Origin of the sequence: Methanomassiliicoccus sp., assembly GCA_012719175.1 — an archaeon.
Classification (GTDB): Archaea; Thermoplasmatota; Thermoplasmata; order Methanomassiliicoccales; family Methanomassiliicoccaceae; genus UBA6.
On record JAAYAX010000003.1, the window covers coordinates 1 to 18,067 of the forward strand.

Below are 18,067 nucleotides of genomic sequence, written 5' to 3' on the forward strand. Positions count from 1 at the left end.
AAGGAGATGAGGTAGCTGGATAGCAAGGTCCAGCTCCCACTGGCAGACGTGGGCTCGGACTGCGCCGGCAATCCTCCGGCGTAAGGGAACCCGGTGGGATCGATGACCAGCCAGTAACCGCTGCTGTCCTGGAGGTAGGCCATCCTGAACACGGACGTCTCCAGCCCATAGTAGCTAGCCAGTGACGCCCTTACCTTCTGCAGGTCCGCGTAGGTGGAGGCCACGTAGACGGTTGGAAAGGCATGCTCCTCGATCAGGTTGACCCGGGCATTGCCACCCAGGGCCCCTATGATGCTGCACAGCAGGATGGCATGGTCCTCGCAATCCCCCTCCTTGGACGACAACGTCTCCTGGGCGGTCTTCCAGTAGTCCTCCGAGCCCTCGTTCACATACTTTATGTTCTCCCTCATCCAGGTGAAGGCCTCGGCGATCTGCAGAACGCTGTAGTTGCCGGGATAGGTAGCCTTGATGGCAGCCAAGGGAGAGGACACGACCGAGTAGTCCACACGCTCGTTGATGCGGTTGTAGTACTGCTCGACGTTGAGCCGAACCTCCTGTTCGCGGGGGGTCGCCAGGCTGGTGATGGTAACAGAGTTGGAGTTACTGGGGAGGGCCCCCGCATCGTACCATTGGGTGCCGGCGATGTTGGAAACGGCCGCCTTGAGGATTATCTGATACTCGGCACTTCCCGTCGCGGGCGCACCGAAGATGAGCAAACCCAGCTCCGCCTTCTCCCCAGGTTCGATGGTCGTATTGCAGTTGCGGTAGTAGGAGCTGCTACCCCCGCTCACCCATTTGAGCCCGAACGAGTACACGAACAGCTTACCGTGGTTGTTGTTCTCCACCCACAAATCCAGCGCACCGCCATATCCGGCGTAGATGTCCTCTGTGATGTTCCAGTAGAGGTTGGTCTCCTCCACAGCCATGGGCACAGAGGTCGTCCCGCTGGGCAGGGAGTTGTTAACCGCCGATAACGTGGATGTCCATGGGACCGCCAGGTCCTGAGAGCTGTAACCCAAGGTATCCTCGTTCTTCATGACCGCTAGATAGTAGTAACCGGCGGATACCAGCAGCAGCACTGCCACGATCGCTATCGCAGCAATGACCCACGCCCGACGCATGTTTATTCATATGCCAAGAGTATAAAGAGCCTTCCGGGATGATTATCAGGCGGTCCTGGCCTGTGGAGGGGTGTGTCTGATCCAGGGAAGAGCGGACGAGCAGGTGCGGAGCGCAAATGTCCATGGAAGTATCGTCGGAAACGAGATCGCAGACAGGTCGTACCAACGGCAAACTTTCTTTTTCTTCATTATATAGAAAATGAAAATATTTTTTCTTTAATCGCTTTTTCGTCGAGCTGTCGTTCGAGCGGAAATAATCAATTTCAACGCGATAAGGACTATTCCTCATTAATTTCATCAACACTTGTACATCTATTCTATTTAATAATAGATAAAATATTTTTCTATGCATACTTGCGTCCGATGATATCGCGCTTTTCATCGGTTTTGTTGAATTAAAAGTGGGACCCCGACATGTATCTAAAGCGCCATACTTCCATTGCCGATGTACGTCGGCAGAGGTAAGAAATTATGGAAGCTGAAAAGAAGAAAACCAACACTGAATCCATGACATATTCCAGATATGGATCGCCAACCGCTGACCAATCCGGCGGTTCAGGCTCGCAGAGCAAGAGCGGATCCTCGAAGAAGAGCGCAGGAACGTATCGGTACAGCAGCATAGAGGACAGATAACTATCCGAGAGGTCTGCCTGTCATCATCGGTCAAGGGCTCAGGGATCGAGGATAAACCGTAAAGGGGTGGCGACCGTTCCTATCGCCGGGTGCCGCCCTATTTTTCATCCTTGGTCCTTGACCCATGGTGGGAGGTCGGCCGACGGAACGCGGGCATCGCACGTTCGTACAGCACGGGCATGCGTTATTTCAAGGGAGCGTGGGCAGATGAAAAGGGCTTTAATCTATTACAATAGGGGTTTGGAAAAATACGTTGCCAGATATGCCGATGATGTCTTACTTGATGTCAAGGCACGCGCAGTAGGACGGTGCTTGACCGCCAAGGGGCGTCTGGCGCACAAGGGGTGCGAGAATGTATCGGCGGGAAGGCCATTGACATTATCTTCGTGCTGAGAAGGGGGATACATGACATAACTGGGTCCGACCTTAACATCGGCTCGGTCCTGTACCTGAGCTTAGAAGCGGGGGTGAGAGTCTATGTTAAAAACCTCTTTTCACTTTTTCTCGCTCCCCCGACAGGCTTCCCTCAACTATGAGGGTCGACCCATTCCATTTTCCTTATGGTAGTTTGATGAGGATATAACCATTCTTCACATAGGTCGGGCCTCCGATCAGATAACTCATAGGAAGAGGATCAGGGGCTGGGGTCGTTAAGAAGGTAACCTTTATTGGGGGGAGCGCCTTACACCGCTAACACGGGTCTGTGGGGTAGCTTGGTCCATCCTTGGGGCTTTGGGAGCCTTAGACCCCGATTCAAATTCGGGCAGACCCACCATCATCCATATCCAGATGTCTGATTTTTTTACCGTCCTGTAACATTTTCCAATCATTCAACGGATAGAACACATGCGTTAGGTTCTCCGATACCGTCCACAACCGCCGCGCTAGCTCTTCATTTTGTGAGTGCTCATTTGACTCGACCTTTTTGGGGTAGCCTCGCATTTCGCGAGCACCGCTCGGACCAAAATATTCGCCTCCTTGGACGTTGGGTTCCGTGGCAGCGTAAAGCGTCGGCAACGCGCCCATGTCCGATTTTTGCGAGATAATGCGATCCAATAGTTTCACGAACGCATTGCTGTGCCTTGTCAAATTGGTCCTTGTCGACCCCGGGTGTGCCGCCACCGCCAGCGTGCTCTGCCCGGTTGCGATGAGCCGACGCTGGAGCTCATAGGTGAACAGCAGATTCGCTAGCTTGCTCTGCCCGTAAGCGCGATATGGCGAGTAGTCTCTTTCCGAGTTCAGATCGTCGAAATCGATATTACCCATTCGATGCGCACCACTGCTTACGGTCACAATGCGAGCGCCGGGTGTTCCGTTTAGCTTATCCAGCAATATGCCGGTCAGAGCAAAATGGCCAAGGTGATTGGTACCGAACTGTTGTTCGAAGCCCTGTTTTGTTTTCCCTTGGGGAGTAAACATTATACCAGCATTGTTGATGAGCAGGTCTAATCGATCGTATCTTTCACGAAATAAAGCTTCAAACTCTCTCACGGAATCGAGATCGCTCAGGTCCAACGGCATCACTTCGACCTTGCCAGATGGGTTGAATGCCCTGATCTCATCGGCGGCGGTATTGGCTTTCTGCATGTTGCGGCATGCTATGATAACCGTCGCACCTTTTTGCGCAAGAACCCGTGCCGTGTGCCATCCGATGCCGCTGTTTCCCCCTGTAACAATTGCCACCCGACCCGATTGATCGGGTACATCGTTCTCTGTCCAATGATGTGTCATCCGATTAACTCCATAATTTTTTATTATTATAATGAATTATTTTCTCCAGAGCATTTCAAGCCCTACGTCTATAAGTTCATCTTCCGATAGGTTCGTAGCCCCAGAGTTTATGAGTTCGATTATTCCCTTAACGATCTGGGTGGTCATCATCTCATAGAATTCGTCGGGCAGGTCCCGAATGAGCCCCTTCTTCTTGGCTTCATCAAATGCCTCCAATAACCAGGCCTCTTCTTCCTCGTTCTGCCTGTTCGCCACGTCGCTGATGTCTGGCGATTGGCAGAACTGGTCTAGGAAAAGCGCTTTCTCGGGGTTCGCCACGCACCACTTAATGTACCTCTTCATCCAGTCATTTATTCTCTTCGCTGGAGAAAGGGAACGATCATCGTTGGTGGGTATCGTTTCCTTCATCTCCTTACTGATTGAGAGATACAACTGATCGATCAAAGTATTCTTATCTGGGAAGTAATGGAATAGAGTCCCTGTAGAGACGTTTGCCTCTCTACTGATCTGGGCAGTCGGGGTGGCGTGGAAGCCCTGGGTGATGAAGCAGTGCAGAGCGGCATCTAGGATCTGCTCCCGCTTGCCTTTGACGGCGGTTTTTTCCTGATATGAACCTAATCCATGTATGTTCTTATTCATCTCACCTGCTCCCAAATGTGTCGCTTTCGCTTCAACTTTGCAATGGCCGACTAATAAATATATTAGACTGACTGGTCGATAGGCATATTCATTATTAAAAATTTTACTCCAACGAAGGTATCTTCAAACAGTTAGGCGAATAAGAAAATAGGAAGGGTTTGGCTAGACTGCAACCAATCTTCACCTTGGCCGTTATTTAATTTTTGATTAAACATCTGGATAGGTCCTAGTCGAAACCGGGCAGACTCAGCATCCTCTTCAACCAAATATTACTAAAAACCGTTCATGACTCCCTCGGAGAGAGACGATTTCCGAGGAAAAAAATTGATCTCTCGTGCTATTCGAGCCCATGTGGATGGCATTAATACTCTGCGCCATGTTGGACATCTACCACCACCTTGCCATTCACGTGTCCTTCCGATAGGTCCGTAAGGGCCTCCGGGACCTCATCGAGAGAGACGCGTCTGTCAATGATTGGCTTAATTTTTCCCTTTTCAACCAACTCAAGCAGGAACTTCAGGTCCCCCTCGTTGTCTACATTCATCGGGTTAATGCCCATCTTCTTCTTGCTGGCAATGGAGACCAGTGGTCCCAGGAGCATCGCCTGGACAATGGCATATCTTGAGCCTCCCACCAGCACGAAAATTCCATCGGGTGCCATGACACGCCGATACTCGAAGATGGACCTGCGCGAGACCGTGTCCAGGATGAGGTCGAAGCGCTCCCCACTCCTTGTGCAATCCTCCTGGGAAAAATCTATAACGTGATCGGCACCGATGGCGCGGAGCATATCGAGCTTCCTCGCGCTGTCCACTCCAGTAACTTCCGCCCCGTAGTATTTCGCAATCTGCACGGCGAATGTGCCCATACCTCCGCCCGCGCCGTTGACCAGAACCTTCTGCCCCTCTTTGAGAGGTCGCTTTCCGCGTAAGCCCTGAAGGGCGATCCTGGCCGCCTGGGGGAGGGTGGCGGCAGCTTCGAACGAGACGCTTTCCGGTTTCTTCATCAGTGCGTGTTCAGGTATGGCCACATACTCTGCGAAAGCGCCGAAGCCGCATGTGAACAGATCTCCGAAAACCGGGTCGCCTATCCTAAATTGCCGGATTTTTTTTCCGATCTCCACGACCCGCCCTGCGACATCCGATCCCAATATCATGTGACGTGGTTTCAATGGACCTCTGATCCTGGCCGAGAACGCACCGCCCAGTATCTCAACATCGGCCGCGTTGAGCGATGAAGCATGGACCTTTACCAGTACTTGGTCATCCCGGGCGACCGGCCTCTCTACCTCTTCCAGTCGGAGGAGATCCGGCGGGCCATAAGTGTCGCATACTAGGGCTTTCATGGTGGAATGGAGTCTCAGGCACCATCATCACCAACCATTGTAATAACCACATTGCCCCTCTTGTGTCCTCCATCGACATACCTATGGGCCTCTACCACACCTTGTAACGGATATGTCCTATCGATGATCGGTCGTATCTTCCCTGCTGTCACAAGTTCTTTCAGAAAGTTGAGGTCCTCATTCGATTCTTTTGTGAGGGCCCAAGTCGATAGGAAGATACCGTCCCTCCCCAGGGATCTCTTACACCTCAACTTCTGAAGCTTACGAACGGTGTCGAAGATGATATCATAGGACTCATTGTTCTTTGTGAAATCTTCTTCGGTATAATCTATCACCTCATCAGCACCGATGGACCTCACGAGATCGAGGTTCTTACCGCTGCACACCCCCACCACATGAGCACCGAAGTACTCTGCAAGCTGCACGGCATAAGTGCCCACAGAACCGGAAGCACCATAGATAAGCACCTTATCCCCCTCCTTGACGTTCCCCGACCGGAGTATCTGGAGGGCGGTCGTCCCCCCGATGGGGATGGCGGCCGCCTCTTTGAAGGATATGTTGGATGGTTTCTTGGCCACCATATTCTTTCCCCCCACCTCGGGGATGCAGACATACTCAGCATTGGCACCGAACTTCAACCCGGTGGTCGTTCCGAAGACATGGTCTCCCTCTCTGAACGATGTGATGCCCTTGCCCACATCCTCAACGATTCCCGCAAGCTCATGACCAGGGATCTTCTTCATCTTCTGGCCCATCAGAACCGTCAACGGGCCCATTACTATTCTGGGCATCCTCCTTGATATAGCGTCCCCGAAGGTCACCGTCGAGGCTTTAACTCTGATGAGCATCTCGTTATCACGGGGGGATGGTTTATCCACCTCTTTCAACTCCAGAACCTCTGGCGATCCACTTCCAGTAACCACGATGGCTTTCATGAAATCCCCCTCCTTTCAGATCCGATTGTCGAAACCATCTCAGTTCGCTGCCGTTGTGGAAGCAGGGGCATGGGGCCACTTCCACGCAACCCATACGATGAGGGACAGAAGGACAATCTCCAGTGCCGAACCGAACACATAGTAGGCATGGACCTCCCCTAGGGCCGTTCCCACGGCGAGCATGATATGGAGAGAACCCAGACCAATGTTCGCATACCTATTCGCTCTCCCCGGTAGTACCATAGACAGGAAGACCATCAAGGTCGGAACCGTCATCAGCATCAAGCTCAGTAACATCCAAGACTCATTGATCTCGAAAACCCACACCTTTCCCACTAGGATATCCCCGATCAAGCCCGGTTGATAAAATCCTATTATGTCCACGTAAATGTACATGAACATAACCGTCGCCCACATGAACGCCAACTTGACCTGCGTAGGAATCTTAAGCTCCTCAAGGGCCGGTGCGGATCCCATGGCATAGCCCCTTTTATTCTTCTTCTCAAATAATCCAGTTCGAATCGTTTGATCATGTTCCACTTTTCTCACCCGGCGATCTTCGCCAAATATAGAATAGTACAAAATATACAAGCAAATTGAGCCATACATGTATTATAGTTTAAATAATGGAGAATGCATTTTTCGAGATGGTCACATGAGAACGGTCACCTTGGAGATCGAGCCATTCGATCATATTAAAGAGGAAATGGCCGAAATTTTTACCATTGTCTGTTCCTACGAGATACTAGAGACATTGAAGACGGACTATCAGGAAGGAATTTGCATCGAGATCATGGAGTTCACCTTGAAAGAGGGCGTATCTATCCATGAACTCAGGACCGTAGGCAACATAGAGGTCCTGAGCGTTCTGAAGTCCATCGGGAACAAGCACACCTGCCTCATCAGATACACGGAGCCTGAAGAGACCAAGGGTCAGTTCCAGGAATCCGAACTAGGCCTGGTCCACACGATACCAATGATCATTTCACCTGAGAAACTTATCATCAGCATGATGGGGGACCAAGAGAACCTATCGGATTTTGTCGAAATGAGCAAGAAAATCGGTACGATTCGGAAGATGAGCTTCCGGAAGGCCATCTATCATAAGGCCGATGTCCTGAATGTTCTTACTGATAAACAGAGGGATGTGATGGTGGCAGCATTTCAAAGCGGCTATTACGAGTATCCCAAGAAGATCAGCAGCATAGCGCTGAGCCAGAAGGTCAATATCAGCAAACCCACTCTCCTGCAGCACATGAGGAAGGCCGAGGGGCGGATTCTCCATGAGATCATGGCCGGGTACCAATGACCCTTGAAAATGCTAGAACGGCCTGGGTTTTCGGTTGCCCGTCTCGACCCGTGGCGGGTGCTGCAGACCCACTACATTTTTATCTACCTTGTCTGTAACAATCCAATAGCCTAATCATTTCATACTGAATTGAATATTTTCTTAATAACGATCACTTAATGCCCTTGATAAGCTCCTGCCTATGAAGAAAGGGTGAGAACGAAAGAGACCTCATCCAATTCAATTGCTCACCCTCCGAACAGACGAGGTGAGGCATAAGACGTCGTAAGTGGATATCCCCTATATTCAAAAGACCGACGATCGAGGAGCGTGGTAAGATTGAGCGAACCTACTACACCGCATGAACTAGATATCCGGAGCAGGCCATTCTACAAGCTGCTCCTGGTGTCGGGATTAGTGGGGGTGACGGGCGCTCTCCTTACCTTTGTTTTCTTCCTGGTGCTCAAATTCGGAACGTCAGTGGTCTGGGAACTCGTGCCGCAAGCCTTCGGCCTGAACGAGGGGGTCGATTCGCCTTTGTTCATTCTTTCCACCTGCATTCTGGGTGGTCTTCTTGTCGGGCTCATCACCCATATCACCAAGGTTAAGCCACAGCTGCTGGCCGAGGAGATGGAGGAGATCACCGACAATGGAAGGATAAACCCCCGCAGTGGCCTGGTGGGGATGGTTCGCGGACTGGTCGGCCTAATGTTCGGGGGCTCCATCGGACCGGAGGGACCGCTCACAGGTGGGAGCGGCGCTCTGGGCACTTGGTTGGCGGAAAGACTGAGGCTGCCAAGGCCGGTAGTAGCCGTCTCGACCCTCTCGGGAATGAGCGGGATGTTCGGATCCTTCCTGGCATCTCCGTTCGGATTCGCCATGTTCGCGATAGAGGGGGGATTGGAGAAGGGGAAGCTCTCGTGGAAGCTTCTCTTGCCGAGCATCGTCGCGGCTTCGGTGGGATACGCAGTCTTCTTCGGTCTTACGGGCTATACGTTCGGGGGTAACTATCAGTTTCCTGGATACGATGTTTGGAACATCATAGATCTGGGGTACGCTGTCGTTCTGGGTTTGGCCGGGGGCGTACTTGGCCTGCTGTTCATATTCATCTTCAGGAACACAAGGGAACTCACCAGTAGGTGGCGGGCGCATCCCATCGGGCTCGCGGTCCTCGGTGGCCTCATATTGGGAGTGGTGGGGATGGCCTTCCCCCTCGTCCTATTCTCCGGTGATGCCGAGCTGCAGGTCCTGCTGGACGATGCGGCGGAGCTGGGTCTAATCTCTCTGCTCGTGATCGCCCTGATGAAGGTGTTGGTGACCGCGATGTGCCTCTCCCTAGGTTGGTCCGGCGGCTATATCTTTCCCTCCTTCTTCATGGGCGCGGCCCTGGGTCTGGCCATCCATCAGGCGCTGCCCTTCATCCCAGAGATAGTGTGTTTGGTATGCGTCATGGCGGGGGTATCGGTGGCCCTTATGAAGTCCCCCATCGCCCTGGCCTTGATCGTCCAGACCCTCTTCGATGTCAGATTGGCCCCGGTGATCGCCATCTCCATCCTGGCAGCCTTCCTGCTGACCTATCGGCATGATCTAGTTTCCGTTGGAAGGGGTGATAGGGCGGAAACGGACACGGCCCTGCCGTAGGCTGCAAGAAAGGGTTTTAATTGCCATCTGTATACCATTTTATCATAGTTGAATTATGACCGAACCTATCTTCCCAAGGGTCAGAGAATTCTACACTAAGTACCTTCCACATGGCGATCGGCTAGGGGAGATCTTCTATGCGGTCTGGATGGTCGTGGTATCGTTGGCCATCCTGGGAGGGACGGGGTTCGAGGAAGGCGCCATCACATATGTGATATTGATAGCCTTCATGGTCAACATCACATGGGGCCTCATCGACGGCATCACCGTCATGTATGGTGGCATCATCGAGCGAAGAAAAATGGATGGGTTGATCCATGACCTCCAGACGACGAACGATGAGAGCTCGAGGAAGGCCGGAGCTAACGCCCTAGAGAAAGGCATAACCAGCATCCTGGACCCATCGGACCGGGAGAGGGTCCTGGACTTGATCGTAGCCTCAGGCAGAGGGAGGGACCCGCAGAAGATACGATATTATGCAGAAAGGGAAGACTGGTACTATGCGCTGGGGATACTGATCATCGATCTCTTATTGGTCGTCCCCCTCATGGCCCCTTTCCTGATGATTCGGGACCCTGAGACTGCGCTCTGGGCATCCAGGTTAATTGCCACTACGATATTTGCCATCCTGGGGGCCGCCTATGCCAAAGAGCTAAATCGCAACCGCTGGATTGCTGGCCTGTTCTTGGGCACACTAGGTCTGAGCCTCTCCATCCTGGCGTTCATGGCGGGATGGTGAACGGTCCTTCCGCTCTAACCTCATTTTACCCTGGTTAAGCACCGATGTTCCTATGACCTATCATGTCGAGGGGAGCATCATGTTGCCGTCCATATCGCGGGGCATTCCCACGTACCTCAGCACTTCTTCATCCAGTAGCATGTCGATCTTGGGTATCACCAAGTAGACGGGCGAGTAACCGAAGATATTGGTCTCGACAACATCGTAGATGGCCAAGGGATAGTAGGCGTATAGCAGCGCCTCATAGGCCGTACCATCGATCTGGTTGAGGTTCCTGGTCCTCGCATCCTCTATCAACGCGTCCAGTGGTGCTAAGCACTCGGACTTCAGCTCTTTTACCTCCTGCTCGATCAGGGCCAGAGCCATCATGCGGCTTCTTCTGCTCTGAGAGGACCTCATGATGAAGAACTGCGAGACCAGGATCACCAAGGACACTATGATGGGTATGCCGCCATTGGAACTGAAGAACGCTATTATGGAGTCCAGCGTCCTGCCCGGAAGGAGGATGGCCCCGATACCGATCAAAGATATGGCCACCACAATAACACTTGATATGGCCAGCGCCCAGATATAGGAAGGCTTCCCCTTGGAATGGGCCGTCAGGATCCTGTACTTGAAGGACCTGGCGATCTTGGTGAAGCCCTGCGACTGCGGGCTCACGATGGTCACTAGGACAAAGTACGCCATTATGATCAAGATCTGGATGATCAGGCCGATGGTGAGCTCCATCGGATATACGTCCTGAAGGATCCCATAATAGATGGTGAACGCCATTCCCGTCCCGAACAGGAGGAAGAAGCTGAATGCCAGGGGCACTATCCCCACCAGGAACATGGTGGCCCCGACCTCGAGGGCGAACTTTCTTTTCTTCTTCAGCAGGTATCGAAGAGGGCCTTTGATGTCCTTCTTTGATTGTTTGCTCCTTTTCTCCACCTTCTTCTCCCCCGGATGCCTGGATATGGGTATGAAGAAGATGAAGAAGTTGAACGAGTACAGGATGAAGGTGTCGATGATCCACAGGGGCGGGATCGAGGAATAGATGAACATGATGATGATGGATAGAACGAGTAGCAACCCAGAGACGACCATGGATATGTTGTCCCATTTCCTGGGAGTTTCCAGCACCTGATGCAATTTCAGACCGTGGTCTATCTCATGCTGGATCTGGGACCTAAGTATCATCGCATCATTTAGGTCGACAGTGGTCAAGCCCTTTCATCTCCGTGGTCGGCGATGTATAACGGTTCTGGACGATCGGTTCTTTTCTGCTTCCCGTCAGCGAATTCATGGGAAAATCAATCAACAAGCCACGATCGGCCAGGTTCATGCTATCATATAGAATAAACCTCATGTTATATTAGATTGTAGCACATATCCAACCTACAGCATGCCTTCACTCGAAGAGCTTGTACAGGACCTCTATCATGGCAGGAAGGAGATAGATGTCCCCAAATCCTCAATAACTGAACCTATCACGAACTGGAAGATATCGAAGTATAATATTCCCCACAAGGGGAGCAAGGGGGCGATGCGGCTGGGAAAGCTCCACGCCCATGATATGGGAGATCATTACTCGGTACATCTGGATAAGGTGGATCCGGACACCAGTCCCTTTGGACACCTGGCCGTGGATGCCCCTTTTCTGTTCTTCATCTTCACCGGCTTTGTCACCATATGGCAGATGTTGGAGCAAAGCGTTGCCGAAGAGAGCGGCTATTCCCGTGTGAGCAGGTTGTCTTTGGGATTCAGGATATTATCTGGCCTTTTCCTGGTCATCCTGGGAATTATCCTTACGATAAACCCGAACTTCTTGGCGCTGGGGACCTTCCTCCTACTGAGCTTAGCAGCGATAGGTTTCGGAGCGTTCACCCTGATGGAGGGTCTGTTCAAGGGCCAGGACGGCGTGGATAAGGTAAAGGTCGCTCTGGGTGCGGTTCTGATCATCGTTGGGGCAGTTGGCTTGGCGTTCCATTTGATGATAGCCTTGGTATTGGTGCTGTTTCTGGCCTTCTGGAACTTATTCACGGGCATCTACATGCTGAGGCACAGGAAGGATGGGTCAAGCCCCTTCAAGGGACACATCTCCATAATAATGGGGCTAACCTCCCTGGCCCTAGGCATACTTCTTCTCTATCACCCCTGGTTCGCGATAGAAATAATTTTCTCCTTGGTAGGGGTCCTGATCGCATTCTTCGGAGTGATCAGGATCATCGGTGCGTTCACCATCGATCGATGAGATCGGTTCGAACGGTCTGACACCCTCCCAAGGAGGCCTGCCGGCACATCGACGATTGACACGTCCACGGTGTCCTATGATGTCTCGTGGGGAAACAGCGGCCCCTTTATCTCATATCCTCCAATGGCTATCAATATCCCTATCACCAGCACCATCCAACCCACTAGGATCGTCACAATGGCCAGTGTAACCCCCGGCCAGGCCAATGTCATCAGTCCCAGGGCGATAGCGAGGAAGCCGACCAGAACTCCCATTCCTTTGCCAACCTTCACTTTTTCTCCATAGAGGGAGGTGCTCCTCTCCTCCGAGGCTGTCAACACGGCCACGATCTCCATTATCCCCCATATGAAGGCCCAAGCGGCCACAAGGTAGGTCGCCATGAGCAAGGTCATGCCCGGGAGGATGAGAGCCAGGATACCGATGATGATGCTGAAGATGCCTTGAACGAGAAATAGACCCTTCAACAAGCCGGTCTCCGCACCGGTAACCCCGAACGCGATCTCGAATATGCCCGCAATTATCAGGAACATTCCGAATATCGTCACGAACAATAACAGTGATAATCCTGGATAAACGATGATCACCAAACCTAAAATCGCCAGTACCAGGCCTCCCAGTACTCTCCATATCCATTTTGTCTCTCCTGTTTCCATGAAATCCCTAAAACTATCTGTTGTGAGAATCGTAATATATAACAACTACCAACAATTGTATTGCTCTTCGAAAAAAGTGAGAAAGCTTCTAAAAGGATAGCATCACATGGTTTGCTCCTGTCGTGGTGCGGGGGCGGAGAACTCAATCAATATCATCAAGTCATGGTCGACGTCAGAGAGCGAGCGTTCGTACTCTTCATAGAGATCCATGGCCGGATCCGCCCCCAATTCTTTTTGTGGTGCCAAGGAAGGTCCAGGCCTGATGATGACATTATCATGAAGGACCTCCTCCCACCTCACTGAGGGGAGGACAGAATCGGACCTGGTCGTTCGAAATGATCAAGAAAGTGCCCTTATTAGGCCGAGGACGTTGAACGACCGTTATCAGGATGAGCCTCAAGGTCCACGAACGATCGAACAACCTATCTGTGACCAAGAGCCTGAAGAGAGTCGTAATAGGTCCAATATCAAAGATGATAGCCGCCGCGTTCCCGACCTTAGCCACTAGAGAAGATCTACTGCCTTCGCCCCTTTCTCTCCCCGAAGTACGTTCCCAATGACCTATGAAGGACGCGCTTCGGGATCTCCTCGATGCCTCCACACGGCAGCTTGCCAAGAGAGAACGGCCCGAACCTCACGCGAATCAACTGTTTCACCTGCAAGCCCAGATAGGCCATGATGTTGCGCACCTCGCGGTTCTTGCCTTCGTGGATCGTCACAGAAAGCCAGATGCTTCCTCCCTCCTCCTTGCCCCTCTCGAACACGATCTTGATCGGCTCATATCGCACACCAGAGATGGTCACCCCGTTGGCTACCGAGGCCAGCCTTTTTGGGTCGAGCTGTCCTTTCACGTGCACTCGGTATTGCCTCGGCCAGGCGTTCTGTGGCAGCTCCAGGTGCCTTGCCAGCCCTCCGTCGTTGGTCAGGAGGAGCAGCCCTTCGGTGTTGAAGTCCAATCGCCCCACGCTCACGACGCGCGGCATGCCGGCAGGCAGGTCCTCGAACACCGTCCGACGTCCCCGGGGGTCCCTCGCGGTGGTGATGGTACCTGTAGGCTTATGGTAACGCCATACGCGGGTCTCCTCGGCCTCCCTCAGGGGCTTCCCGTCGACCGTGATGACGTTCCTGCCGGTGACGTTCAGCGCTGGGGATGTCAGGACCTTGCCGTCAACGGACACTCGTCCCTCAGCGATCAGCTTTTCAGCGTCCCGGCGCGAGCACACCCCGGCACGGGCCAGCACCTTGGCTATGCGCTCGCCTTCGTAGGACCGCTCGGTCTCCATCATCTCCGCCCCGCCACGTTTGCGCTCCCTGTACCTATAGTGTAAAGACAGCTATGAAAGCGGTCGTGCTTATCTTAGCGTTTCCCTGCCTTGCCCGGTAGAGCCTTCCTGCAAGCTCATCACCGGTCCAAAGAGCCACTAGGTTCTGAAGGCCGATATGAAACCACGGACCACGTCCTTAGCCGATTCCAACAATGGATGCTTGACCACCACCGGCTCGGTCATGCCCTCCAACCTCTCGATCCGGAAGTATAATGGAGGGTGGGTATCCCAGCGCAGCCAGCTGCTGAGCTTGGAGGCCTCCTCTACCCTCAGCCTCTGGGCCCCGATCTTGCGCAGAGAGCTGGCCATCACTTTGGGTTTGCCCAATTTCATTACCGACAACAGATCCGCCCGGGCCTCGAAGAACTTGGCCACGAAGAAGATGATGAAGGTGGAGACCAGGAGGTAGAGGAGGGGAGAGAGCAGGAAGAGGGGGAACAGCACTGTCAGCCGCAGGATGAACTCACCCGAGACCAGAGCGAAGAGCAGGAGAGGGTCGCGGCCCCGCAGGTGCCCCAGTTCGTGGCCGATGACGCTGAGCAGCTCCTCCTCGTCCAACGCGCTGAGGATGCCCGCGGTGAGAAGAAGAACACCGCGCTTGAAGCTGATTCCGCTGGCGGCGGCGTTGGGTGCAGGGTTGTTGGAAATGATTATCTTAGGCAGCGGTGCCTGGAACGGCTCCGCGGCCTTCTTCACCAGCTCCAGGACGTTCACGGTCTTGACCCTGATGCCGTCCTCAGAGCACAAGATGCCGAACCTCAGGAGGGTGCTGGAGATGGTAGAGCAGTTCGGCTCCTTGCCCTGGCCGAAGGAGGATTCGTACACCGCTTCCTTGAGTCCGGTCAAGTCCACTTTCTTCTTCCTTATGAGGTCCAACGACTCCCGGCCTATTCTTAGGTCCATGATGTAGACCTCAGGGCTGGCCTCGGTGATGGTCCACTTTCCCATGACGGTGAAGAGCTTGTCCGCGAACACTATCAGGAGAAGCTGTACCAGGAGGATGAGCAGAACGGCATACAGCCCGAACAGAAGGAAGAGAACGATGTTGAAAGCGAACAGGAGAATGTTCAAAAGTAGGAGCGTGCGCGAGAGCAGCCTCCCCAGGATGCCCTTCGTCATCGATGGCTTGGCCTCGGGGATTATCTCCTCCCCTTTGACCCATATCAGAGAGATGGTCGATTCCCGGAGCTCGCTCTCGAGGGTGCGGACCACGTTCGTAAGGTCCTCGCTCAGCCATCTGACGGCCTCATCGGTCGCCCTGTCGGGGCGGGTGGTCCTGACCTGAAGCCCTCCCTCCACCCACAACACCGCTTCCAGCTCCCAACTGTCCCCAGGGCCGGGTACGGTGAAGGCTACCGCAGGACTGTTCCCGACCTTACCACGGCGTACATGCCGGAACAGCTCCGGATGGAGCAGAAGATGGTACGATCGGATCCATTCGAGCAGCTGGACCATGCGGTCGGCCGGCAGCTCGGAGGGTATGGAGAAGGTGGTCTGCATGCTCATCGCTCAGGTAAGACTGCCAGAGATGATATGGATGACGGTCGGTCTTGCTGGTCGGTTTTGGTGGAGTGCTAGGAAGGGATCACCTAGTGTAACATCTAACGGCATTCCAATAACTCCGCGCACTCCTTGATCGCGGTGGACGGTCGCGCAGGGGGTCTTGGGGGACGGGGCAAACACATGCTTGGTGACCGAGGGCTAACATTATCTGCCATCCTTGGATATATGCTCAGAGGTACAACATGGACGAGCTGGACCTGATCATCTGCAAGGCGCTTATCAGGGAGCCCAGGATCTCGTACCGCAGCTTGGGGAAGATTGTCGGAATATCCTCAGTTGCGGCGCACAAACGGGTCCAGGAGCTGCGGGATTCTGGGATCATTAACGGATCAAGCGCCGAGATCGACATTCGGGCGCTGCGCGGAGCTTCCATCATGGTCTTCGGGCGGACGGGCATCTCCTCGCCCACCCTCCTGCATCAGGTGCTTGGTTCGGACGAACATACATCGATGATCCTGATCGGAAGCGGTAACTACGTCTTCATCGGGGCTATGCTGCGGTCCATCTCAGAGCTGGAACGATATCTCGAGTTCGTCCGTAGGGAAGGGCAGATCCCCCGGGCGGTCGCAGGGCTTCACACCATCCGCCCATCGGGGGTCCGTATGACCGATATCAAGGACCCAGGTGAGATCTCCCCCCTAGAGATGCGCATCATCGCCTCCATGCGCAAGGATGCCAGGAAACAGGCCGTGGACATCGCCAGAGAGCTGGGCCTGTCCGCACGCATGATCAGTTCGAAGCTCGAGAGCATGCTGAAACAGAACAAGATCAATCTCACCACCAGGTGGCGTCCGGACTATTCCAGTGACACCGTGGCCCTTATCTGCATGAGGCTGAAGGAGGGAGAGGACAAACAGGCGGTTATCAATGATATCTATCAGAGGTTTGCCAGCAATGTGGTCTTCCTTTCCAGTTTTTCCAACCTGCCGGACCTGGTGATCTCCACCGCATGGGCCCGTTCGCCTAAGGGGATCGCGTCCTTGGCCGATGATCTATTGGCCGAGGGAACTTTCCAGGCCATCGTGCCCCATACCATCTGCGAGGGGTACTTCCTAGAGACTTGGAAGGAAAGATTGTTGGACGGGGTCCTGGAGGGACGTGCTGGAAAGCGCTAAGAAGCACGATCCATCAACGTTTTGTAAACCATTCCGTTTCCGTTCTGCATCGTAGAACAATGCCTCAGGTCACTTCGTTAACTGGTCGATTGACTCGATTATTAACCGGTTGGTGATGCTCAGTGGTATTGCGACAAGAAAGGTCGCGAACATGAGGTGTAAGAAATGGAGAATATGAGCCTTGATGAGTACAAGAGGAGGAGCCGGGAGATAGAGAGAAGGGACGCCAGGATGGGCTTGCTGGTCCATACTGCGGTCACAGTGGTGGTGAGCACCATGCTGGTCATCATCAATTTGACGCTCAGCAACGGCTTCCCCTGGTCAGCATTTCCAGTGACGGGGATGACCATCGGAGTGGTGGTCCACTATGTCTTCGGCGTTCGCCTTGCGGACAGAGTCATGGGGGAGAAGGACATGCGCATTGAAGGATGGCGCTGATGGTCCTTTTAATCCTAGCTCTCTTTTTTATCCAGAGGTCACAGGAATCCCAGGTTCCCGAGGACGTGGACGATGATGACTATATAGAACGCGCTGAGGAGGCTAGCATGCACGGCCCGGTTAGTCCTGGGGCTATAGGCCTTGCCCTTGAGCCCATGGGCGCCGAAGCGCTGGATCATTCCCGTTGATACCAACAGTACCATGGTCGCGTACAGCGCTATGCCTTCCCCCAGATCCGGGAACGCCTGAGGGGGGCGGCTCATTTGGCCAGCGAAGTGGATGGATATCAGCAGAAAGGCCATCAGGAAGCCGAAGTTGTGAACGTCCAAGAGCACTTCCGATCTCTTGGGGTAACGCCGCTTCAGAACGTGATAGGCGGGGGCGTAGACGGCCACGAAGGTGGTGCCTATCCAGGTCATCCAATGGCTGAAGCGGTAGGGGCCAACGAGGAATCCCACGGATATAATATCGAGCATGATAGCAGCCATCACTATCGCCGTTATGATCAGCAGGCAGACCGCCAGAAGAAGCCTGACGTTCACGTGGGAAGCTTGTACGGACCTCATATTATTATCTTACATCATCGGGCCTGAGGTTAAACGATGGAACGTTGGCGCTACCATCATTCAGTTACAACAAAAACATGGAAAGATGAAAGACAGGTG

General features: G+C 53.4%; 18 protein-coding genes and 1 tRNA gene. 8 read left to right on the forward strand and 11 right to left on the reverse strand.

The window, feature by feature from the left end; all coding sequences use genetic code 11:
* On the reverse strand, positions 1–1,121 hold a 1,121-nt coding region (locus tag GXX95_00160), incomplete at its 3' end, for a transglutaminase domain-containing protein (GenBank protein NLT36560.1).
* A 471-nt stretch (positions 1,122–1,592) separates the two neighbouring features.
* On the opposite strand from GXX95_00160, the gene GXX95_00165 reads away from it, so the two are divergent.
* Positions 1,593–1,754 carry a hypothetical protein gene (locus GXX95_00165; protein ID NLT36561.1) on the forward strand — a complete coding sequence of 54 codons (162 nt, stop codon included), beginning with the start codon at positions 1,593–1,595 and terminating at the stop codon, positions 1,752–1,754.
* Positions 1,755–2,451: 697 nt separating this feature from the next.
* Positions 2,452–2,529 (forward strand) — tRNA-Pro (locus tag GXX95_00170).
* Here GXX95_00170 and GXX95_00175 read toward each other — a convergent pair.
* The 5 genes from GXX95_00175 to GXX95_00195 form a co-directional block, all read right to left on the reverse strand.
* A complete protein-coding gene (locus GXX95_00175) occupies positions 2,508–3,485 on the reverse strand; it encodes an SDR family NAD(P)-dependent oxidoreductase (GenBank protein ID NLT36562.1) in 978 nt (325 codons plus the stop codon). The two genes, GXX95_00170 and GXX95_00175, sit on opposite strands and share 22 nt — an antisense overlap.
* A 36-nt stretch (positions 3,486–3,521) precedes the next feature.
* Positions 3,522–4,124 carry a TetR/AcrR family transcriptional regulator gene (locus tag GXX95_00180; GenBank protein ID NLT36563.1) on the reverse strand — a complete coding sequence of 201 codons (603 nt, stop codon included), beginning with the start codon at positions 4,122–4,124 and terminating at the stop codon, positions 3,522–3,524.
* Between the two features lie 361 nt (positions 4,125–4,485).
* On the reverse strand, positions 4,486–5,469 hold the full coding sequence (locus GXX95_00185; protein ID NLT36564.1) for an NAD(P)-dependent alcohol dehydrogenase: 984 nt from the start codon (positions 5,467–5,469) through the stop codon (positions 4,486–4,488).
* Between the two features lie 14 nt (positions 5,470–5,483).
* A complete protein-coding gene (locus GXX95_00190) occupies positions 5,484–6,404 on the reverse strand; it encodes an NAD(P)-dependent alcohol dehydrogenase (GenBank protein NLT36565.1) in 921 nt (306 codons plus the stop codon).
* A gap of 39 nt (positions 6,405–6,443) precedes the next feature.
* Positions 6,444–6,881, reverse strand: coding sequence for a hypothetical protein (locus GXX95_00195; protein ID NLT36566.1), 438 nt, complete (start codon positions 6,879–6,881; stop codon positions 6,444–6,446).
* 178 nt (positions 6,882–7,059) lie between these two features.
* Here GXX95_00195 and GXX95_00200 point away from each other — a divergent pair, with 178 nt between their 5' ends.
* The 3 genes from GXX95_00200 to GXX95_00210 all read left to right on the forward strand — a co-directional run bounded on the left by GXX95_00200 (position 7,060) and on the right by GXX95_00210 (position 10,072).
* On the forward strand, positions 7,060–7,713 hold the full coding sequence (locus tag GXX95_00200; GenBank protein ID NLT36567.1) for a helix-turn-helix domain-containing protein: 654 nt from the start codon (positions 7,060–7,062) through the stop codon (positions 7,711–7,713).
* Positions 7,714–8,031: 318 nt separating this feature from the next.
* Positions 8,032–9,333: a chloride channel protein gene (locus GXX95_00205; GenBank protein NLT36568.1), complete on the forward strand. Its 1,302-nt coding sequence runs from the start codon at positions 8,032–8,034 to the stop codon at positions 9,331–9,333.
* 55 nt (positions 9,334–9,388) lie between these two features.
* Complete coding sequence (locus GXX95_00210) at positions 9,389–10,072, forward strand: hypothetical protein (protein NLT36569.1); 684 nt, start codon at positions 9,389–9,391, stop codon at positions 10,070–10,072.
* A 60-nt stretch (positions 10,073–10,132) separates the two neighbouring features.
* Here the strand turns inward: GXX95_00210 and GXX95_00215 are convergent, their stop codons facing one another.
* Entirely contained in the window at positions 10,133–11,281 is a 1,149-nt protein-coding gene (locus GXX95_00215) for a hypothetical protein (protein NLT36570.1), read from the reverse strand.
* Positions 11,282–11,459: 178 nt separating this feature from the next.
* Between GXX95_00215 and GXX95_00220 the strand changes: the two genes are divergently transcribed.
* The gene (locus GXX95_00220) at positions 11,460–12,308 is read left to right on the forward strand and encodes a hypothetical protein (GenBank protein NLT36571.1); all 849 of its coding nucleotides are present in this window, start codon (positions 11,460–11,462) and stop codon (positions 12,306–12,308) included.
* A gap of 74 nt (positions 12,309–12,382) precedes the next feature.
* On the opposite strand, the gene GXX95_00225 is transcribed toward GXX95_00220, so the two are convergent.
* The 3 genes from GXX95_00225 to GXX95_00235 form a co-directional block, all read right to left on the reverse strand.
* Positions 12,383–12,961, reverse strand: a complete 579-nt coding sequence (locus GXX95_00225) for a hypothetical protein (GenBank protein NLT36572.1) — start codon at positions 12,959–12,961, stop codon at positions 12,383–12,385.
* Between the two features lie 515 nt (positions 12,962–13,476).
* Positions 13,477–14,247: an rRNA pseudouridine synthase gene (locus GXX95_00230; protein NLT36573.1), complete on the reverse strand. Its 771-nt coding sequence runs from the start codon at positions 14,245–14,247 to the stop codon at positions 13,477–13,479.
* 135 nt (positions 14,248–14,382) lie between these two features.
* A complete protein-coding gene (locus tag GXX95_00235) occupies positions 14,383–15,786 on the reverse strand; it encodes a M48 family metalloprotease (GenBank protein NLT36574.1) in 1,404 nt (467 codons plus the stop codon).
* A gap of 245 nt (positions 15,787–16,031) precedes the next feature.
* On the opposite strand from GXX95_00235, the gene GXX95_00240 reads away from it, so the two are divergent.
* Positions 16,032–16,964: an AsnC family transcriptional regulator gene (locus GXX95_00240; protein ID NLT36575.1), complete on the forward strand. Its 933-nt coding sequence runs from the start codon at positions 16,032–16,034 to the stop codon at positions 16,962–16,964.
* 165 nt (positions 16,965–17,129) lie between these two features.
* Complete coding sequence (locus tag GXX95_00245; protein ID NLT36576.1) at positions 17,130–17,402, forward strand: 2TM domain-containing protein; 273 nt, start codon at positions 17,130–17,132, stop codon at positions 17,400–17,402.
* A gap of 38 nt (positions 17,403–17,440) precedes the next feature.
* Here the strand turns inward: GXX95_00245 and GXX95_00250 are convergent, their stop codons facing one another.
* A complete protein-coding gene (locus tag GXX95_00250) occupies positions 17,441–17,968 on the reverse strand; it encodes a hypothetical protein (GenBank protein ID NLT36577.1) in 528 nt (175 codons plus the stop codon).
* Between the last annotated feature and the right edge of the window lie 99 nt (positions 17,969–18,067).

What these genes read in the sequence shown, in the direction of transcription:
- GXX95_00165 (NLT36561.1), top strand. Translation starts at nt 1,593, where the DNA reads ATGGAAGCTGAAAAGAAGAAAACCAACACTGAATCCATGACATATTCC.
- GXX95_00175 (NLT36562.1), bottom strand. Translation starts at nt 3,485, where the DNA reads ATGACACATCATTGGACAGAGAACGATGTACCCGATCAATCGGGTCGG.
- GXX95_00180 (NLT36563.1), bottom strand. Translation starts at nt 4,124, where the DNA reads ATGAATAAGAACATACATGGATTAGGTTCATATCAGGAAAAAACCGCC.
- GXX95_00185 (NLT36564.1), bottom strand. Translation starts at nt 5,469, where the DNA reads ATGAAAGCCCTAGTATGCGACACTTATGGCCCGCCGGATCTCCTCCGA.
- GXX95_00190 (NLT36565.1), bottom strand. Translation starts at nt 6,404, where the DNA reads ATGAAAGCCATCGTGGTTACTGGAAGTGGATCGCCAGAGGTTCTGGAG.
- GXX95_00195 (NLT36566.1), bottom strand. Translation starts at nt 6,881, where the DNA reads ATGGGATCCGCACCGGCCCTTGAGGAGCTTAAGATTCCTACGCAGGTC.
- GXX95_00200 (NLT36567.1), top strand. Translation starts at nt 7,060, where the DNA reads ATGAGAACGGTCACCTTGGAGATCGAGCCATTCGATCATATTAAAGAG.
- GXX95_00210 (NLT36569.1), top strand. Translation starts at nt 9,389, where the DNA reads ATGACCGAACCTATCTTCCCAAGGGTCAGAGAATTCTACACTAAGTAC.
- GXX95_00220 (NLT36571.1), top strand. Translation starts at nt 11,460, where the DNA reads ATGCCTTCACTCGAAGAGCTTGTACAGGACCTCTATCATGGCAGGAAG.
- GXX95_00225 (NLT36572.1), bottom strand. Translation starts at nt 12,961, where the DNA reads ATGGAAACAGGAGAGACAAAATGGATATGGAGAGTACTGGGAGGCCTG.
- GXX95_00230 (NLT36573.1), bottom strand. Translation starts at nt 14,247, where the DNA reads ATGATGGAGACCGAGCGGTCCTACGAAGGCGAGCGCATAGCCAAGGTG.
- GXX95_00235 (NLT36574.1), bottom strand. Translation starts at nt 15,786, where the DNA reads ATGCAGACCACCTTCTCCATACCCTCCGAGCTGCCGGCCGACCGCATG.
- GXX95_00240 (NLT36575.1), top strand. Translation starts at nt 16,032, where the DNA reads ATGGACGAGCTGGACCTGATCATCTGCAAGGCGCTTATCAGGGAGCCC.
- GXX95_00245 (NLT36576.1), top strand. Translation starts at nt 17,130, where the DNA reads ATGGAGAATATGAGCCTTGATGAGTACAAGAGGAGGAGCCGGGAGATA.
- GXX95_00250 (NLT36577.1), bottom strand. Translation starts at nt 17,968, where the DNA reads ATGAGGTCCGTACAAGCTTCCCACGTGAACGTCAGGCTTCTTCTGGCG.